Below are 16,430 nucleotides of genomic sequence, written 5' to 3'. Positions count from 1 at the left end.
GTCGGCTCGCAGGCCGCCGAGAGGCGCTTCTCCGCATCACGCCGACTTAGCTTTTGTTTCCGAAGGCCAACGCCGGAACTCGTCGGGGATTCGACCGACGTGGTTGTGGATTGATACTCCTTGGCATGAAATGTGCGCCGAGGAGTCAGCTACTCGGCGCGAGACCGAACGGCGTCCCGCGCTGGTCGCTCTCGACCAGCAGGAGGTACATCGCCTGACTCCACTGGAGGTTGGAGTTCCACCGGACGTCGCCGTCGCCGTCCACGCGCTCGGGGAGGAGTCCGGCCGCGGTGGTCCACGTCTCGGCGTGGTCGAAGACGTAGTCGCTCACCGCGCTCGAATCGACGCCGCTCTGCCAGCGCACTACGTCGGCGTAGGCCTCGCAGAGGGGCCATCCGCCGTCTTCGGCCGTCCCGCTCGGCGTGTAGTCGTCCTCGGGGTACCGACCCGCACAGGGGGAGTTGTCGGCCTTCCACCGGTTGTCGTCGGCCTTTCGGACGGTCGATTTCATCTCGGCGCTCGTGGCGGCCTTGACGTTCCACGGCCAGTAGGCCATGAACGCCGCGGCGTCGGGGCGCTGGTCGGCGGGCGGACTCCCGGTGTACTCGGGGCTGTCGGCCGTGACGTAGTGGTCGCCGAGATAGGCGTCGGTCTTGTAGCAGTAGGCGTCGAAGTTCGATTCCCACGTGTCGGCCTTGCTCCGGCAGTCGTCGGCGAAGGCCGTCTCGCCATTCGCGTCGGCCAGCTCGGCCATCGCCCGGAGGCCCGCAATCGCGGCCGCGGTGCCCTCGGTCGAGTAGCCCCATATCTCCTCCCACGGGTCTTGGTGTTTCTTCGGGAAGCCGTAGCCGTTGTCGTAACCTAGCAGGAACTCGGCGGCCTGCTTCGACATCGAGTAGTGGTCGTTGAGGACCGTCGAATCGCCGGTCTCCCGCCAGACCAGCCAGTGGGCGTAGATGGGGGCCGCCGACTTGGTCGAGTTGGAGCGCCTCCCAGTGGCTGGACCCGTCCACGTAGTAGTTCTGCCACCACGTCCCGTTCCGGTTGATGTTCCGGTCGTCGTAGGTGTCGGTGGTGATTTGGGCGCTGTCGAGCCACGAGAGGGCTTCTTTCGCCTCGGTGGTCGCTCCTGCCGAGAGGAGCGACTGAATCACGACGACTTGGTCGCGCGGCCAGACGTAGGTGTACTCCTCGCTTCCGGGTTCGAAGGCCCCCGCAATCATCGGGCCGCGGGGGTCCTGGGCGCACTTGAGGCTGGTGAGGGACTTCTCGTACATCGCGTCGGCGGTGGCGTCGCCGGTCGGGCCGGACGAAACGCTCGCGTGCCAGTCGGTCCACGCCGACTCGAAGTTGCTCCGCTCGGTGGCGTATCCGTTGTCGAGTGCGGCGGTCGCGTTGTCGATGGCTTCGCTCTCGGACTTGCCGAACCCGATTGCGGTGAGCCACGTCACGTCGGTCGCGCCGCCGACGTAGAGGCCGACGCCGGAATCGACGTTGCCCGACGCGGAGTTGTTCCGGTCGATGTAGCCGTCGTTCTCGCCGTAGATGTCGTGCCACGCGCTCTTGTCCGACCCCGAGGTGTCGCCCTCGACGCCGACCCGGTGGCCGTCGAAGGTCGTCTTCCCGGTCGAGGGTCGCTTCTGAGCGTAGGCGAGATACCACGACCCGTCGTTTGCGACGATGCAGTCGTAGCCGCTTGCGGTCGTGTAGTAACCCGAGTCGCCCTCGCCGCGACTGTCGTACTCGTCGATGGCGGGGTTGACGAGCGTGTAGAGGGTGTGGTCGTTGGCTCGGTCGAACTGGACGTTGTTCTGCACGAGGAGCGCGGGCTTGTCCGCGGTGACCAGCACGTCCTGATAGAGGTCGGCCCAGTAGCCGCTGTCGAACTGGAACCAGTTGTGGACGTGGACTTCCGGGACCGTACTCGACTCGTAGGTGACTTCGCTCCCGGCGGCGTCGTTGCGAACGTCGAGGGTTTGGCCGAGGTCGGCGTCCCAGAGCATCGTGTGCACGTCCCGGACGTGTTCCACGTCGCGCCGGAAGGCCGAGGTGTCCTCGATGAGTGTGCCGTACCAGTCGTTGCCTTCGACGCCGGGGTACTGGTTGAGCGTCGCCAGCACGTTCTGGCCCGCGCCATCGGGAGCGCTCACGATGGCGTCCTTGTCGCTGTCCGGATAGTGTTCGCCCGCCGAGGCGGGCGTCGAGACGCTCCGCAGGAGGGCGCTCCCGGCGGCCGTCCCGCCGATGCCTTTCAGAACTGTCCGTCGGCTGAATCGGTTGTCATCTGTCATGTAGCGCGTATCGTGTTAGATACGAGTCTATAAAAATTTCCTCGAAATAAAATTAATATAAGTTCGAGCGGTGATTCGGCTACGAGTCGGGTTGCACTCGAATTCGAAATCCGATGGCAGAGCTGGCGGGAGCGCCGGACCAGTTCGGCGTTCGACCGCCGCCGAACCTGACGGTCAGACAGCAATATCTGTCCGAGGGCGGTAACTTAAGCCGATTCGCCGCCATCCGGACGTATGACCGAGAAGTCCGAGAACCTCCGCAGTAGCGAAGTCACCGAAGGGGTCGAGCGCGCCCCGCACCGGGCGATGTTCCGCGCGATGGGCTACGACGACGAGGACCTCTCCTCGCCGATGGTCGGCGTCGCCAACCCTGCGGCCGACATCACGCCGTGCAACGTCCACTTGGACGACGTGGCCGCCGCGGCCTACGACGGCGTGGACGTGGCGGGCGGGATGCCCATCGAGTTCGGGACCATCACCATCTCGGACGCCATCTCGATGGGGACCGAGGGGATGCGGGCCTCGCTGATCTCCCGAGAAGTCATCGCCGACTCGGTGGAACTGGTCGCGTTCGGCGAGCGAATGGACGCCCTCGTGACCATCGGCGGGTGCGACAAGAACCTGCCGGGGATGATGATGGCCGCGATTCGGACCGACCTGCCCTCCGTGTTCCTCTACGGCGGGTCCATCATGCCGGGCGAACACGACGGCCGGGAGGTCACCATCCAGAACGTCTTCGAGGGCGTGGGCGCAGTCGCCGAGGGGGACATGAGCGAGGACGAACTGGACGACTTGGAGCGCCACGCCTGCCCCGGCGCTGGCTCCTGCGGTGGGATGTTCACCGCGAACACGATGGCCTCCATCTCGGAGGCGCTCGGCCTCGCGCCCCTCGGGAGCGCCGGGGCACCCGCCGAGTTCGAGGAGCGATACGACGTCGCGGAGCGAACGGGAGAACTCGCCGTCGAGTGCATCGAGGAGGACCGGCGTCCCTCCGACATCCTCGACAAGCGGTCGTTCGAGAACGCCATCGCGCTACAGGTCGCCATCGGCGGTTCGACCAACGGCGTCCTGCACCTGCTCGCGCTGGCGGCGGAGGCCGGAATCGACCTCGACATCGAGGAGTTCGACGAGATTTCGCGCCGGACGCCCAAAATCGCCAACCTCCAACCCGGCGGCACCAAGACCATGCTCGACCTCTACGAGCAGGGCGGCGTCCCGGTCGTGATTCGCCGCCTCGTGGACGCCGGACTGTTCGACGGCGACGCCATGACCGTCACGGGCCGGACGATTTCCGAGGAACTGGACGAACTCGACCTCCCCGAGGATTCGGACATCGACGCCGAGTTCGTCCGCCCGGTCTCGGACCCCTTCCACGAGGAGGGCGCAATCAAGATTCTGACGGGCAACCTCGCGCCCGACGGTGGCGTCCTGAAGGTCACGGGCGAGGACGACTTCCACCACGAGGGACCGGCCCGCGTCTTCGAGACCGAGGAGGACGCGATGAAGTACGTCCAAGAGGGGCACATCGAATCGGGCGACGTCATCGTCATCCGCAACGAGGGACCGCAGGGCGGGCCGGGGATGCGCGAGATGCTCGGCGTCACCGCGGCGGTCGTCGGCGCGGGCCACGAGGACGACGTGGCGATGGTCACGGACGGCCGGTTCTCGGGCGCGACTCGCGGGCCGATGATTGGCCACGTCGCCCCCGAATCGTTCTCCGGCGGGCCGATTGGTGCTTTGGAAGATGGCGACCACGTGACTATCGACATTCCCGACCGGACGCTCGCGGTGGACCTCTCCGACGAGGAAATCGAGTCGCGGCTGGACGCTCGGGATGAGCCAGAGCTAGCGTATCAGAACGGCGTGCTGGCCAAATACGGCGCTACTTTCGGCTCGGCGGCCAACGGCGCGGTGACGAATCCGGGCGTGAAGCGGGACTAGCGGTAGTTAAAACGTCTTTTCTGTCGGTTGTTGTTCGAGGCATTACAGTACGAGTTGTAGTTTCCGAGTAGCTAGCTATCGCCGAAGCCTCGGCGTCTACCACACAGTACCGCCCCGCGACCGCGAACCTCACACCTCCCCAACCTCTTGCGCTTCTCGGCCTCCGGCCTGCGATGCTCATCCCTCGCACGCCGATGGCGCGGCATGAACGCCGCGCCAGCGCGCGCCGAGCCGAAGGGCAGATATTAGGGACAAATAGATACCAAAACAATTCTTTAAGACATGTATTTATACCTTTAGAAAACAGAAATATTGCTTAACGCCACAGAGAAACGACCCTCTTCACTCCTCGCCTTCCCGCCACTCCTCGACCAGCAACCCGAACCGAAGCAGGTCCTCGAACTCGCCGCCGACCAGCGCCTCGTCGCGGAGGACGCCTTCCTGCGTGAACCCTAACTTCTCCAGCACGCGCGCCGAGGCCGGATTCGACGCGAAGGTCTTGGCGACGACCTTGTGGAGGCCGAGGCTGTCGAACCCGTGGTCGAGAATGGTCCGTCCGGCGTCGGTGGCGTAGCCGTTGCCCTGCGCGTCGGGGGTAATCCAGTAGGCCAGTTCCGCGCGCCGGTAGGTCTGGTCGTTGGGTTTCTCGCGGACGAGATAGACGTGGCCGACACGCTCGCCGTCGGCCCAGATCACCAGCGCGAGGGTGTCGTCGTTCTGGCCGAGCGTCCCGCCGAGTCGGCGGCGAACGTCGTCGGGACCGGTCGGCGCGGAGGCGCTCCGAGTCGCGCGGACTGCGGGGTCGTTCTCGTTTTCGAGCAGAAACGCCACGTCTGACTCTTCAGGGACGCGGAGCGTCACGCGCTCGCCGTCGAGAAAGGTTGGTCCGGCCATTGCGTCGAGAGCGTCGGCGGGCGGACTATTAAATGTCGGACCGGTGAGGGTCGGGATTTCGTTCTCAGACCTCGATTCGAAGGAGTTCGTCGGCCCCCTGCTGGAACTCGAAGGGCACCGACCGAATCTCGGTGCTGTACCCCGCGTCGGCCAGCACCTCCCGCAGTTCGTCCAGTCGGGGGTAGCGCATGCCGTCGAAACGTTCGAGGGGGTAGACCCGGACCTCGTCGCTCGCCACGCGGGCGAGTTCCAGCAGCGACTGCTCGTGGAACTCGTGGTCGAGCTTGTCCATGTAGAGGAACAGCAGGTGGGCCGACAGCACCAGCGAGAACGCGTCGTCCTCGAAGGGCAGTTCCGGCAGTTTCGAGGGGAGGTATCGCCCGCTGTCGTAGTGCTGTTCGTAGTCCTCGATGAACTCCCGATACGCCGCGCTCCAGTGGGCGCGGACGTCGGCCACGTCGTCGTAGAAGTCCCAGACGAACTGGTCCTCGACGCCGTCGAACCCGGCGATGGCCCTGTCGATGTCCTCCTCGCATCGCTGGCGTAACTCCTCGGGCGGCGTGTCGTACATCAGGTCTACGCCGACCGCGTCGATGTCACGCGAGTTCGCCTCGGAGACGAACGCGCACGCACCGCCCGGACAGTCGAGAACCGACTCGCCCTCCCACGCCGAGAGGTCGAGGTCGAACATGTGTTCGTACTCTGTCACCGTCCGGCCGATGAACGCAACGTCGTCGATGGCGTACGTCTCCGTGCCGTCCATACGTACTACCTCCCAGCTTTCTGATTATAAAATTATCCTAGCTAGTTCGTAGTATTTTCTAGGTCGAAATTTTGTAACCTAGCCTCTGAAATCGCCAAAAACTCGCGTTTCGATTCAGACGTTAAGATTCTCAACCGTAGCACCAATTATCATATCTGATAATATTATAACAGTAAAGTTAAGTCAAGCAAATATGATTCATGATGTATGGCACATCAAAAAGCATTCAGTACGGACGGCGAAGTAAGCGGACAGACTGTTCGGTCGGTCGTGGAAGGCGTCGGTCAGTTCTCGACCACGTACAAGGACCGCGCGCTCGGCATTCTCGACGACCACGGCCTCCCGGAACCGGAGGAAGACGAGTGGTACTCGTGGGGCGCGTACATCGACGCCTTCGAGGAGTTGGCCGACACCGTCGGCCCGAAGACCGTGACCAAAATCGGCTCCGAGATTCCCGGCCTCGTGGACTGGCCGCCGACCATCGACAGCGTCGAGGGCGCGCTCGAAGCGCTCAACCAGCAGTACCAGAACACCCACCGCGGCGACGAAATCGGCTACTACGAGTTCGAGAAGACCGGCGACCGAGGCGGCGTCATCGAGTGCAAGAACCCCTACCCGTCGTCGCTCGACGAGGGACTGCTGAAGGCCACCGCCGAGAAGTTCAGCGGTGACGACGCGTTCGTCCGCGTCGAGCAGACCAGCGACGGCGAGGTCACGACATTCCAGATTTCCTGGTAACGCTTCTAACTGCGGCGAGGAGTTTCCCCCTTACCGCGGCGAGGTGTACTCCATTCCGAGGTACTCCCGAGCGCGCTCGGGGTCGGTGATGACCTCGCGGCCGAGCATCTCTGCGAGTTCGACCGCCATCTCGACCACTTCCGAGTTCTTCCGAATCAGTTCGTCCTTGTGGGGGTAGCGCCAGTAGGCGTCCTCGATTCCGACCCGGATGACGTTCGCACCAGCGACCAGCCCCATCATCAGCATCGGGAGCCAGTTCCGACCGCCGGGATAGAGGCCGACGACGCTGTTGTCGATAGTCTGGCGCACGTTGTAGATCTCCGAGATGACCTTGAAGTACGACCACGGGTCGTTTTCCGTCGTCAGCGAGTCGTGGGCACCCGCCCGGATACAGAGGACGTGGGGTTCCCAGACCGTCTCGTCCTCGTCGATGAGGTGGTGCTTGATGTCCCGCAGGACGTGGGTGTCGTAGAGTTGGAAGATGGGCTTGACGCCGTTCTCCTCGTAGTAGCGACACGCCTCGCGGATGGACGACATCGAGTGGAGCGCGCCCGCGCCGAACAGCCCCGGCGGGAGGATGACGCTCCCCTGACAGTACTTGTTGCCGTCACCGCGTTCGAGCAGGTCTTGGACGCCCGAGACGTAGTCGGCGTGGGGCGCGACTTCCCACCCCTGCGAGAACGTCACCACGTCGCCGCACTCCTCGAACACCGGGTCGAGGATGTCGGTCAGCAGTTCGTTGTCGTTCCACTGCGGGCGTCGGCTCTCGTCGCGGGGGTGGACGTGGACCGCCGCGGCCCCGGCGTTCACGCTGTCCACGAGTTCCTGAATCTGCTCGTCCTTCGTGTCGGGTACCGCGGGGTAGTGTTCGCCGCCGGGTTGCCACCCCGGATACGCGCACTCGATGATGACCGGACTGTCCATCGTGTCGATTCGGTCTTGCTCGTGGACCGGGAAGAACTGCTTCGCGGCCTCCTCGGTGAACGTGCCGGACGGTTCTAACTCGTCGAACGGAATATCGTCGTAGAGGTTCTTGTGCAGCGGCTCGTCGCCGGTGCCGGGCGCGTCGCTCTCGTGAGAATCGGGTGCCATTTCACCCGAGTATCAATTTCAATTTAACTTAAATATTTCCTTGTTAAAATAATGATCCAAACATATGCCGACAAAATCGAGGGCTTCACGCCAACGTTGGCGATTGTACTACGATTTCCGATTCTCGGACCTATCCGGAATTTACGCGACGGCGTGACGACGGAGCCGGTGCCCGAACGTCGGCACCGGAAGGAAGTGAAACGGGACGCCGAAATATCGAACGGCGATAGCCCGCTCCTCGTCTTGCTTCGTGAAAAGTGGGACCGCCGAGGTATCAAACCGCGATACCTCGTGCTCCCATTTTTGCGTCGCAGAAAGTGGGACCGCCGAGATTCGAACTCAGGTCCAACCGACCCCATCGGCTGAGGATACCGCTACCCCACGGTCCCGCAATGCACTTCGCGTGCAATTCAACAAAGGCACGTCCTTGAGTTAAGCGCTTCGTTTCGTAGCGGCCGTGTCACTCGGAGTCGGACCCGGCAACATTTCACTCGGACGCGGACCCGGCAACATCTCACTCGGACGTAGACTCCTCGGCGTCCCGCGGGACCACGAGGTCGCCGTCGTCGCGGACCGCCATGCTCGCCAGCGCGTCGTTCTCGTAGGCCGCGACGCCGTGCATCCGGCCCAGCACGTAGCCGTCGTGGTCGGACTCGACCGTGGCCTCGACCTCGCCGTGGGGCGTGCAGATGTCCGCGACGGGGTCGCCCTCCGCCACCACGTCGCCCGCTTCGACCCGATGGCGCGCGATGCCCGCCGTCTCGGTGTGGGGGTGGACCGCGCGCTTGACGGGGTACTCGACCGGCGCGTCGGGGCCGACCGCGTCCGGGTCGGGATCGCCGGGGAGGACATCCAACTCGCGCATGACGTTTCTGACGCCCTCGACTCCCGCGGCGCGGGTGTCCTCCTCGACGACATCGTGGCCGCCCAGCTCGGCGGTGAACGCGGGGACGCCAGCGTTGTTCAGCGCCGCGCCGGCGGTCGAGCGCTGGAGGTTCTGCTCGGTGTACTCCTCGGCGGCGTACTCGTTGACCACGGGCATGCCGAAGGCGTCCACCAGCGATTCGAGGAGGTCGGCGAGTTCGCGGGCCTCGTCTTCGGTCCGCTCTTCCCCGAAGAGGACTCTGTCCCGAATCAGGAAGGGCATCGACCCGACGTGAGCGGTGTGGAGGTCCACGAGGGCGTCCGCGGAGTCGGCGAACTCGTCGTAGACGCGCTCGTCAACCAACTGCTGGACGCTCGGGGGCCGACTGCTCTCTGCGTCGGGGTCGGGGAAGTACCGGTTTGGGTCCTCGTCGTCGTAGTAGGAGGTACGAGAGTTGCGGCGCAGGCCCGCCGGGTTGAGGTTCGGGATGCAGACCACGGTGCCCCGGATTTCGCCGGGCAACTCCTCGGTCATCACGTCCTGTGCGACAGCGAGGCCCGTGACCTCGTTGCCGTGGATGGACGCCGTAATCCAGAGCGTCGGGCCGTCCGCTTCGCCCTCCGCGATGAGGACCGGGAGTCGCTCGGGGGTGCCGGTCGGGAGATTCGTCACGTCGAGCCACCCGGTGACGAGTTCGCCGGGTTCGGAGTCCGCGGTTCCGAGTTGCATGGAAACGAGGTGTCCGGGCGGCGTGAAAAAAGTGAGTTTGGCGGCAGGGGAGGCGCAGGGAGGCGTGCGTCTTACACCAGCACGCGCTCTAACTCGACTACTGTCCCCGAGTCCGCGTCAGCATCGCCGACCATCGTCCCCAGACAGACCGCGGCCTCGTCCGGCGTGAAGCAGGCGACCAGTTGGCCCTCGTCGGCGTCCTCCGCGTCGATTACGCCGGGCGCGTAGACCTGCGCTCCCTGCGCGACCTCCTCGGCGGCGCTCGGCGCGATGGTGACTTTCGGGAGGTGGGTCAGGGCGCGCTCTGCGGGCTGGACGACTTCGCGGAGCCAGTCGTCTTCTCCATCCTCACGCCACTTCGCCAATCCATCGGCGAAGTCCTCCATCGTGACCAGCGTCGAGTCGTCGAAGGGGTCGGTCGCGGTCCGCCGCAAGTGGCCCATGTGCGCTCCGGTGCCGAGCGCGAGGCCGAGGTCGTGGCAGAGTTTCCGGATGTAGGTCCCGCTCTCGCAGCGAATCCGCAGCAAGGCCTGCCGATTTTTCACTTCCAGCACGTCCAAGTCGTAGACCTCGCGGACGCGGAGTCGGCGGGCGACCGCGCTCTTCCTCGGGGGTTTCTGGTAGAGCGGCCCTTCAAACTCCGCGACGATGGCCTCGACGTCGGCCGGGGGTTCGTCGTGGAGTTTCAGCACCGCGACGTACTCCTTGGCTCCCTCCAGAAACACCTGCGAGAGGCGGGTCGCCGCGCCAGTCAGCATCGGGAGACAGCCCGTGACCTTGGGGTCGAGCGTCCCGGCGTGGGCGGCTTGGCCCACGTCTGCCAAATCGCGGACCCACGCCGCGACCTGATGGGCCGAGGGACCGGGCGGCTTGTCGAGGTTCACGACGCCGAACTCGAGGAGGTCGTCGGGCGACCGTTCGTCGGGAGGTCCACGGAGCATGGCGTCAGAACTCGTAGTCCAGTTCGACGGGGTACTTGCCCTCGTCTGCGTCGGGGTCGTAGTCCTCGACCGCGGTGGTGAGCAGGTCCACGACCGCCTCGGCGTCCCAGCGCGCGGTGTTGATAGAGAGGTCGTAGATGGTGAGGTCGGTGATGTCGATGCCGTAGTACTCCCGGTAGCGGTCGGCCTCGCTCCCCTCGCGGGCCGCGGTCTCCTCGCGGGCGTTCTGGACGGTCTTGTCCTCGCGGTCGGCGATTCGCGCGGCGCGGACTTCGAGGGGTGCGTCGAGCCACACCCGGAAGTCGGCGTGGTCGCCCGCCAGCCACCCGGCGAGGCGCGATTCGAGGACCACGTCGTCGCGGTCGGCCGCGATTTGCTCGAGTCGCTGGTCCAAATCGCGGTCGATTTGGTCGTCCTCCTCGGCGAGTTTGTTGAACTCTAGGGTCGTGTAGCCTCGCTCGTCGGCGAGTTCGCGGAAGATGTCGCCACCGCTGATGTGTTCGAGGTCGAGTACGGAGGCGAGTTCGGAGGCCGTCGTACTCTTTCCGACACCCGGTGGTCCGGAGACTGTAATTAGCATATCCCATCTCCGAGGCGAAGTATAAAAGGGGTTTTGAACTTCGCCGGGGGTTCGCCCTGTTAACTCGTAACTCTCTTCGAGAGGAACTCGGAGCGCACGGAGAGCAAATACGAACCGGGGCCACAGCCGAAACAGAAACTCGGCGCGCGCTGGCGGCTCCTCGTGAGCTGCCATCGTCGTGCGAGGTCTTGCCTCTGACGGTGGACGAGTGAACGACCACCGGGAGTGAACGAGGAGGCTGGGGAGGCGTGAGGCCCGCGCTCCGTGGCGCTTTCCACCGGTTACAGCCGGTGACGCAAACTATCGGTGAGTGGATGAAGGGGCCGCCCGGTCGCGCCGAAGGCTTGGTCGTCTGGCCGACCCCTATCTGCGACGGGCGGTGTTGAGAGGAGCAGATATGTCGGCCAGCGACCGCGACCGGGCGGGGGCTTCAGGAAATGTCCACCACGACAACTCCGTGGTTCGCGCTCACGATTGCGTCGAGACAGCGTGACCGAGCGGGGGTTTCGAGAAGCATTCATCACGACAATTCTGCGGTCCGCACTCACATAGATGCAAGGAGGAAGCCCACGGCTTCAGCCGTGGGAGGAATCCGACGACCCACAGAAACCCAAAAGAAAAGGAAAATTGCGCAGTCTACGTCGGTGTCGTCTGGATGTTCAGCGACTTCCGAATGAGCTGGGTGAAGCCCATCGAGCAGAGGAAGTACCAGACGATCCAGAGTTGCATCGGGCCCAGCACCTTCGTGGTCCAGCGGGCCTCGCCGATGAGCGGCGCGACGATTTCCCACTCGCCGGTCGCAACGTGGCCGTCCAGCACCATCCAGTAGATCCAGAGGAACACGGGGATGGTGAAGAACATCGTCCAGACCATCGGGCGGAACTGCTCTTTGAACATGCCCAGCTGGTCGCCCATCGCGTCCATCTGCTCCTCGCGGATCTGTTCGAGCGCCTCGTCGTCGCCGCGCTCGCGGGCCTCCTTGCGCTTGTCCTGAATCTCCTTCATGCGCTCCTGATAGGCGCTCATCTTCTCCATGTCCATCAGGTTCGCCTGCAGGAGCGTCGTGAACAGCCCCGTCAGGAGCGCCAGCACCAACACGACGATGTAGAACGGCAGCACGCCGTCGATTGGGCCGACGAAGAGTTCGACCGTACTCCCGACGATGTTCCGAACCGTCGTCTGAGAGTAGCCGAGGAACAGTCCCGCCGCGCCGACCGCGGCGAGCTTGTCCCACGTGGTCCACGAGGAGCCGTCCATCTCCTCGTCGTCCAAGTCCACGTCGGTCGTCGTTGTCGAGGCCGTGGTCGATTCGCCCTCCAACGCCGCCTCGACGGCGTCGGGGTCGGCGAGCCGGAACTCGTCGTCCACGCTCTCCAACACGTCCTTCTCGATGAGTCGGCCCCACTGGCCGCTCGTGAGTTCGTCGTTCACGTCGGCCCACCCGATTCGCTCGGAGCCGCCGTCGGTGCGGTCGTAGACGACCGCTAAGGCGTCGGCCATCGCCGAATCGTCGGCGATGAGCGACTCGATCTTGTCCGCGGTCCGTGCCATTGTGACAGATTTGGAATCCCCCGGTTAATCAACTTTCGCTCTCGTGCGCGCTCGGGACAGTTCGTTTGAGATTTGTGTTCGGTTTGTGGGGTGTGTTTCCGGAGAACGTGTGAAGACAACTAATTGTATGTTAAGAAATTAAATATGCACTTCTAAATTTGTTTTGTAATTGTCTACCGGCCCAGAACGTGCGGACACCGAACGCACAGACATCAATTGAGTAATGAAACGGGCTACTGGTTAGGCAGGTACACCGAAAGCGGGCGACGACTGCAGCAATCCAAGACCGCGACCGCACAGCACCGTAGAAACGGCAGAGCGCTAGCTTCAGGCTTGAGCACAGGCGTCTACCGTACCGCGACTGCGCCTCGTCCTCCCCAACCTCGTCGGCCGCCTCCGGCGGCCGACTCCACCGGAAGACAACCCGCGGCGTCCGAGCCGTCGTTCGCTACGCTCACGAAGACCTCGCACGGAAGGGTGCGCTCACGAGAGAGCGCACCAGCGCGCGCCGAGTCGGGGAGTCGCCGTCTCGAAACCGGGGAAGCGAGACCGTCGAAAACGTCGAACCACCGAACACAGCCGAAACAAAAAGTCGAAGCCGAGACTGAAGCGACGACCCGACGCCGACCGATTCAGGCGCGGTCTTCGATGGTCGCCTTCACGTCCGTCCAGACCTCGTCGGGGGTCTGCTCGCCGTCGATACGGGCGAGTTCGCCGCTTTCGTCGTAGAACTCCACGACGGGTTGAGTGTTCTCGTCGTAGACCCGGATGCGCTCGCGGGCGGTCTCCTCGGAGTCGTCCTCGCGCTGGTAGAGGTCGCCGCCGCACTCGTCACAGACGCCCTCCTCTTCCGGCGGGTTGAAATCGACGTGGTAGGTCGCGCCGCACTCCTCGCAGACGCGGCGGCCGGTCAGCCGACTGACCAGCACGTCCTCGTCCACGTCGAGGTACAGAACCACGTCGAGGTCGGTGATGTTCGAGAGGTGTTCGGCTTGGTCGAGGTTACGGGGGTAGCCGTCCAGCACGTAGCCGTCGGCCTCCGAGAGGGCCTTGTCCACGATTTCGTTCACCACTTCGTCGGGGACGAGTTCGCCCTGGTCCATGTACTCGCCGGGCGTGTCGTATTCGAGGTCCAGATGGCTGATGTCCATCTGCTTGTTCGCCCGGAGGGCGTCACCGGTCGTGACGTGTTCGACGCCGAACTCGTCGACGATTTTCTCACTCTGGGTTCCTTTGCCCGCGCCCGGCGCACCGAGTATCAGAATGTTCGGGTTCATGTATCGAACTCCGCCGCCCTCGCATAAAGGCTTAAAGAAAGCGGATAAAGTGCGCCGTGCCAACACTCGTCACGCAAAAAGCGACGCGCCCCGGCAGGTTTTTGATTTGCCCCTGACTATGCACGGGCATGCTTACGGTGCGGGCCCCAGCGACGAGCGCGAATCTCGGTAGCGGCTTCGACGTGTTCGGAGCGGCGCTCACCCGCCCGGCCGACGTGGTGCGGGTCGAACGCGCCCCCGAGACGACGATAGAGGTGACCGGCGTGGGTGCCCAGTACGTCCCGACAGACCCGGCGGAGAACACCGCGGGCGTCGTCGCCCGCGAACTCGACGCCCCCGCTCACATCCGAATCGACAAGGGAGTCCGTCCCTCGTCTGGTCTCGGCTCCTCGGCGGCCAGCGCGGCGGGCGCGGCGGTCGCCCTGAACGAACTCTACGACTGCGGCCTCTCCGACGAGGAGCTAGTCTGGCTCGCCGCCGAGGGCGAAGCCGTCGTCTCGGGGGACGCCCACGCCGACAACGTGGCCCCCTCGATTCTCGGCGGCTTCACCATCGTCACCGACGACGGCATCACCACGATGGACGCCGACCTCCCGGTCGTGGTCTGCCTGCCCGAGACCGTCGTCTCGACCCGCGACGCCCGCGGCGTCGTTCCGCGCTCTGTCGAGATGAACGAGATGGTCGAGACGGTCGGCAACGCCTCGACGCTGGTCGCCGGGATGTGCCGGGACGACCCCGAACTGGTCGGTCGGGGTCTGACCGACCCGGTGGTCACTCCCGCACGGGCCGACCTCGTGGACGGCTACGAGGCGGTCGAGGAGGCCGCCCGCGAGGCGGGGGCGACCGGCGTGACGATTTCCGGCGCGGGACCGGGCGTCCTGGCGGTCTGTCGCCACCGCGGCCAGCGCCGGGACGTGGCCTCGGCGATAGTCGGCGCGTTCGCGGAGGCGGGGGTTGACGCGCAGGCCTACCAGACCGAAATCGGGGACGGGGCGGAAATCAGTCGGTAGAACAACCTTCAGTGGCAGAAATTTAATGTTTCTCGGTGGCTTACCGATTTATATTACAAATGAGACCAAAGATTACTCGATACGTCGCTGTTGACCCTGAAGAAGTAGATGTATGTGAGGAGACCAAAAACAACGTTTTCAACTCACAATATGGTGCTACATTGGGAGACCTCAAGCAATTCGTCATCAAATCAAATCGCCGAAAAGACAAATTAGAGGCAGTTGAAACAATTTCACGCTTTGGTCCACAAGCCTATCTCGTATTAGCTGAGATTGCATCAGAAATTACTCTCGAATGGGAAATCCGGCAAAAAGCGCTGAAGGAGATACGAGAACCCGTCCAACGACGAAGGAAACAGGAGTTCCGACAGAAACTGACTAGCCCAGTTAATGCAACTTCTGCTAGCTCTCCAGAAAAAATCCAAACACGCGCAACACTGGCAGAGGGAGTTAAAAAAGAGGAAATACTCGAACATCAGCGAGAGTTTCTAAAAACCCTCTCTGCCTTTGGCGAGGATGGTTTAGAGTCAATTTCTAATCTTTTAAATTGCGAGGAGCTTGACGAAGATGCGGAGCAACTCGTACTTGAGGCTCTTAAAAATAGCACTACAGTAACGGTAAAAGATCCAGTAATCAAACGTCACATTGCCTCCCTGAAACAGATGATGAAGCGACGAAAGACGAATACACGCCGATACTCAGGAAATAATCCCGATGAGAGTGACAATAATATTCTTGATGGAATAGCTAGAAAAATCCAATTTTTACTCAACCTTATTTAGTATAATTAATTTCTATATTTAGAACAAATTTGTCTATCTTCCTCAGTTCCCGCGACCCTGCAACTGCTCTTCCTCGGGCAGGTCGGCGTTGGCCTCGCCCTTCATGCCCGACCCGATGTCCTTGCTGATTTCGGCGAGTCGCTCGGGGTCGTCCCAGTTGTTCGTCGCCTCCACGATGGCGTCGGCCATCGCCTCGGGGTCCTCTGCGCCGAAGATGCCCGACCCGACGAAGATGCCGTCGCAACCGTGGTGCATCATCAGCGCGGCGTCTGCGGGCGTGGCGATGCCGCCCGCCGCGAAGTTGACGACCGGGAGGCGGCCCTCCTCGGCGGTCTCGTGGACGAGGTCGGCGGGGGCCTCGATGTCGCGGGCGAATGCCTCGCGCTCCTCTTTGGTCATACCCTCGATTTTGCGAATCGCGCTCTTGATGTTGCGCTGGTGGTGGACGGCCTGATTCACGTCGCCCGTGCCAGCCTCGCCCTTCGTGCGAATCATCGCCGCGCCCTCCTCGATGCGGCGCAGGGCCTCGCCGAGGTTCCGGGCACCGCAGACGAACGGCGAGGTGAACTCGCGCTTGTCGATGTGGTACTTGTCGTCGGCGGGCGTGAGGACCTCCGACTCGTCTATCATGTCCACGCCGATGGCTTCGAGAATCTGGGCCTCCTTGGTGTGGCCGATGCGGGACTTGCCCATTACCGGGATAGAGACCTCGTCGATGATCTCCTCGACGTCGGCGGGGTCGGCCATCCGGGCCACGCCGCCGCGCTTGCGGATGTCGGCCGGGACCGCTTCGAGCGCCATCACCGCGACAGCGCCCGCGTCCTCGGCGATGCGGGCCTGCTCGCGGTTGACTACGTCCATGATAACGCCGCCCTTCTGCATCCGGGCGAACCCGCGCTTGACGAGTTCGCTCCCTCGCTTGAGTTCCTCGATATCAGTTTCGTCGGCCATACCGCCACGTTAGGATTCGGGGACT

14 protein-coding genes and 1 tRNA gene are annotated in these 16,430 nt (G+C 63.5%); 4 read left to right on the top strand and 11 right to left on the bottom strand.

Going from position 1 to position 16,430, the window contains the following annotated elements; genetic code table 11:
* Positions 1–149 precede the first annotated feature (149 nt).
* A complete protein-coding gene (locus tag EPL01_RS05335) occupies positions 150–2,291 on the bottom strand; it encodes a glycoside hydrolase family 15 protein (protein ID WP_210424079.1) in 2,142 nt (713 codons plus the stop codon).
* Positions 2,292–2,525: 234 nt separating this feature from the next.
* Between EPL01_RS05335 and ilvD the strand changes: the two genes are divergently transcribed.
* Positions 2,526–4,232 carry a dihydroxy-acid dehydratase gene (gene ilvD, locus EPL01_RS05330; protein WP_135824223.1) on the top strand — a complete coding sequence of 569 codons (1,707 nt, stop codon included), beginning with the start codon at positions 2,526–2,528 and terminating at the stop codon, positions 4,230–4,232.
* A 342-nt stretch (positions 4,233–4,574) separates the two neighbouring features.
* Here the strand turns inward: ilvD and EPL01_RS05325 are convergent, their stop codons facing one another.
* Complete coding sequence (locus tag EPL01_RS05325; RefSeq protein ID WP_135824222.1) at positions 4,575–5,126, bottom strand: GNAT family N-acetyltransferase; 552 nt, start codon at positions 5,124–5,126, stop codon at positions 4,575–4,577.
* Between the two features lie 64 nt (positions 5,127–5,190).
* Positions 5,191–5,889, bottom strand: a complete 699-nt coding sequence (locus tag EPL01_RS05320) for a class I SAM-dependent methyltransferase (RefSeq protein ID WP_135824221.1) — start codon at positions 5,887–5,889, stop codon at positions 5,191–5,193.
* 207 nt (positions 5,890–6,096) lie between these two features.
* Between EPL01_RS05320 and EPL01_RS05315 the strand changes: the two genes are divergently transcribed.
* On the top strand, positions 6,097–6,627 hold the full coding sequence (locus EPL01_RS05315; protein WP_135824220.1) for a hypothetical protein: 531 nt from the start codon (positions 6,097–6,099) through the stop codon (positions 6,625–6,627).
* Between the two features lie 30 nt (positions 6,628–6,657).
* Here the strand turns inward: EPL01_RS05315 and EPL01_RS05310 are convergent, their stop codons facing one another.
* The 7 genes from EPL01_RS05310 to EPL01_RS05280 all read right to left on the bottom strand — a co-directional run bounded on the left by EPL01_RS05310 (position 6,658) and on the right by EPL01_RS05280 (position 13,662).
* Positions 6,658–7,719 (bottom strand): beta-keto acid cleavage family enzyme, encoded by a 1,062-nt coding sequence (locus tag EPL01_RS05310; protein ID WP_135824219.1) that lies wholly within the window; start codon positions 7,717–7,719, stop codon positions 6,658–6,660.
* A 318-nt stretch (positions 7,720–8,037) separates the two neighbouring features.
* Positions 8,038–8,108: transfer RNA gene (locus tag EPL01_RS05305), tRNA-Pro, on the bottom strand.
* A 125-nt stretch (positions 8,109–8,233) separates the two neighbouring features.
* Positions 8,234–9,313 carry a succinylglutamate desuccinylase/aspartoacylase family protein gene (locus EPL01_RS05300; protein ID WP_135824218.1) on the bottom strand — a complete coding sequence of 360 codons (1,080 nt, stop codon included), beginning with the start codon at positions 9,311–9,313 and terminating at the stop codon, positions 8,234–8,236.
* 71 nt (positions 9,314–9,384) lie between these two features.
* Positions 9,385–10,254 carry an RNA-guided pseudouridylation complex pseudouridine synthase subunit Cbf5 gene (locus EPL01_RS05295; protein WP_135824217.1) on the bottom strand — a complete coding sequence of 290 codons (870 nt, stop codon included), beginning with the start codon at positions 10,252–10,254 and terminating at the stop codon, positions 9,385–9,387.
* A 4-nt stretch (positions 10,255–10,258) separates the two neighbouring features.
* On the bottom strand, positions 10,259–10,834 hold the full coding sequence (gene cmk, locus EPL01_RS05290; protein ID WP_135824216.1) for a (d)CMP kinase: 576 nt from the start codon (positions 10,832–10,834) through the stop codon (positions 10,259–10,261).
* A gap of 636 nt (positions 10,835–11,470) precedes the next feature.
* The gene (locus EPL01_RS05285) at positions 11,471–12,385 is read right to left on the bottom strand and encodes a DUF106 domain-containing protein (protein WP_135824215.1); all 915 of its coding nucleotides are present in this window, start codon (positions 12,383–12,385) and stop codon (positions 11,471–11,473) included.
* A gap of 632 nt (positions 12,386–13,017) precedes the next feature.
* Positions 13,018–13,662: an adenylate kinase gene (locus EPL01_RS05280; RefSeq protein ID WP_135824214.1), complete on the bottom strand. Its 645-nt coding sequence runs from the start codon at positions 13,660–13,662 to the stop codon at positions 13,018–13,020.
* A gap of 128 nt (positions 13,663–13,790) precedes the next feature.
* On the opposite strand from EPL01_RS05280, the gene EPL01_RS05275 reads away from it, so the two are divergent.
* Positions 13,791–14,672 (top strand): homoserine kinase, encoded by an 882-nt coding sequence (locus tag EPL01_RS05275; protein ID WP_135824213.1) that lies wholly within the window; start codon positions 13,791–13,793, stop codon positions 14,670–14,672.
* Positions 14,673–14,731: 59 nt separating this feature from the next.
* Positions 14,732–15,454, top strand: coding sequence for a hypothetical protein (locus tag EPL01_RS05270; RefSeq protein WP_135824212.1), 723 nt, complete (start codon positions 14,732–14,734; stop codon positions 15,452–15,454).
* A 42-nt stretch (positions 15,455–15,496) separates the two neighbouring features.
* Here the strand turns inward: EPL01_RS05270 and pdxS are convergent, their stop codons facing one another.
* The gene (pdxS, locus tag EPL01_RS05265; protein ID WP_135824211.1) at positions 15,497–16,405 is read right to left on the bottom strand and encodes a pyridoxal 5'-phosphate synthase lyase subunit PdxS; all 909 of its coding nucleotides are present in this window, start codon (positions 16,403–16,405) and stop codon (positions 15,497–15,499) included.
* Positions 16,406–16,430 lie beyond the last annotated feature (25 nt).

It is taken from the genome of Halorussus ruber (assembly GCF_004765785.1).
Classification (GTDB): domain Archaea; phylum Halobacteriota; class Halobacteria; order Halobacteriales; family Haladaptataceae; genus Halorussus; species Halorussus ruber.
This window is presented reverse-complemented; position numbering and strand designations above follow the sequence as displayed.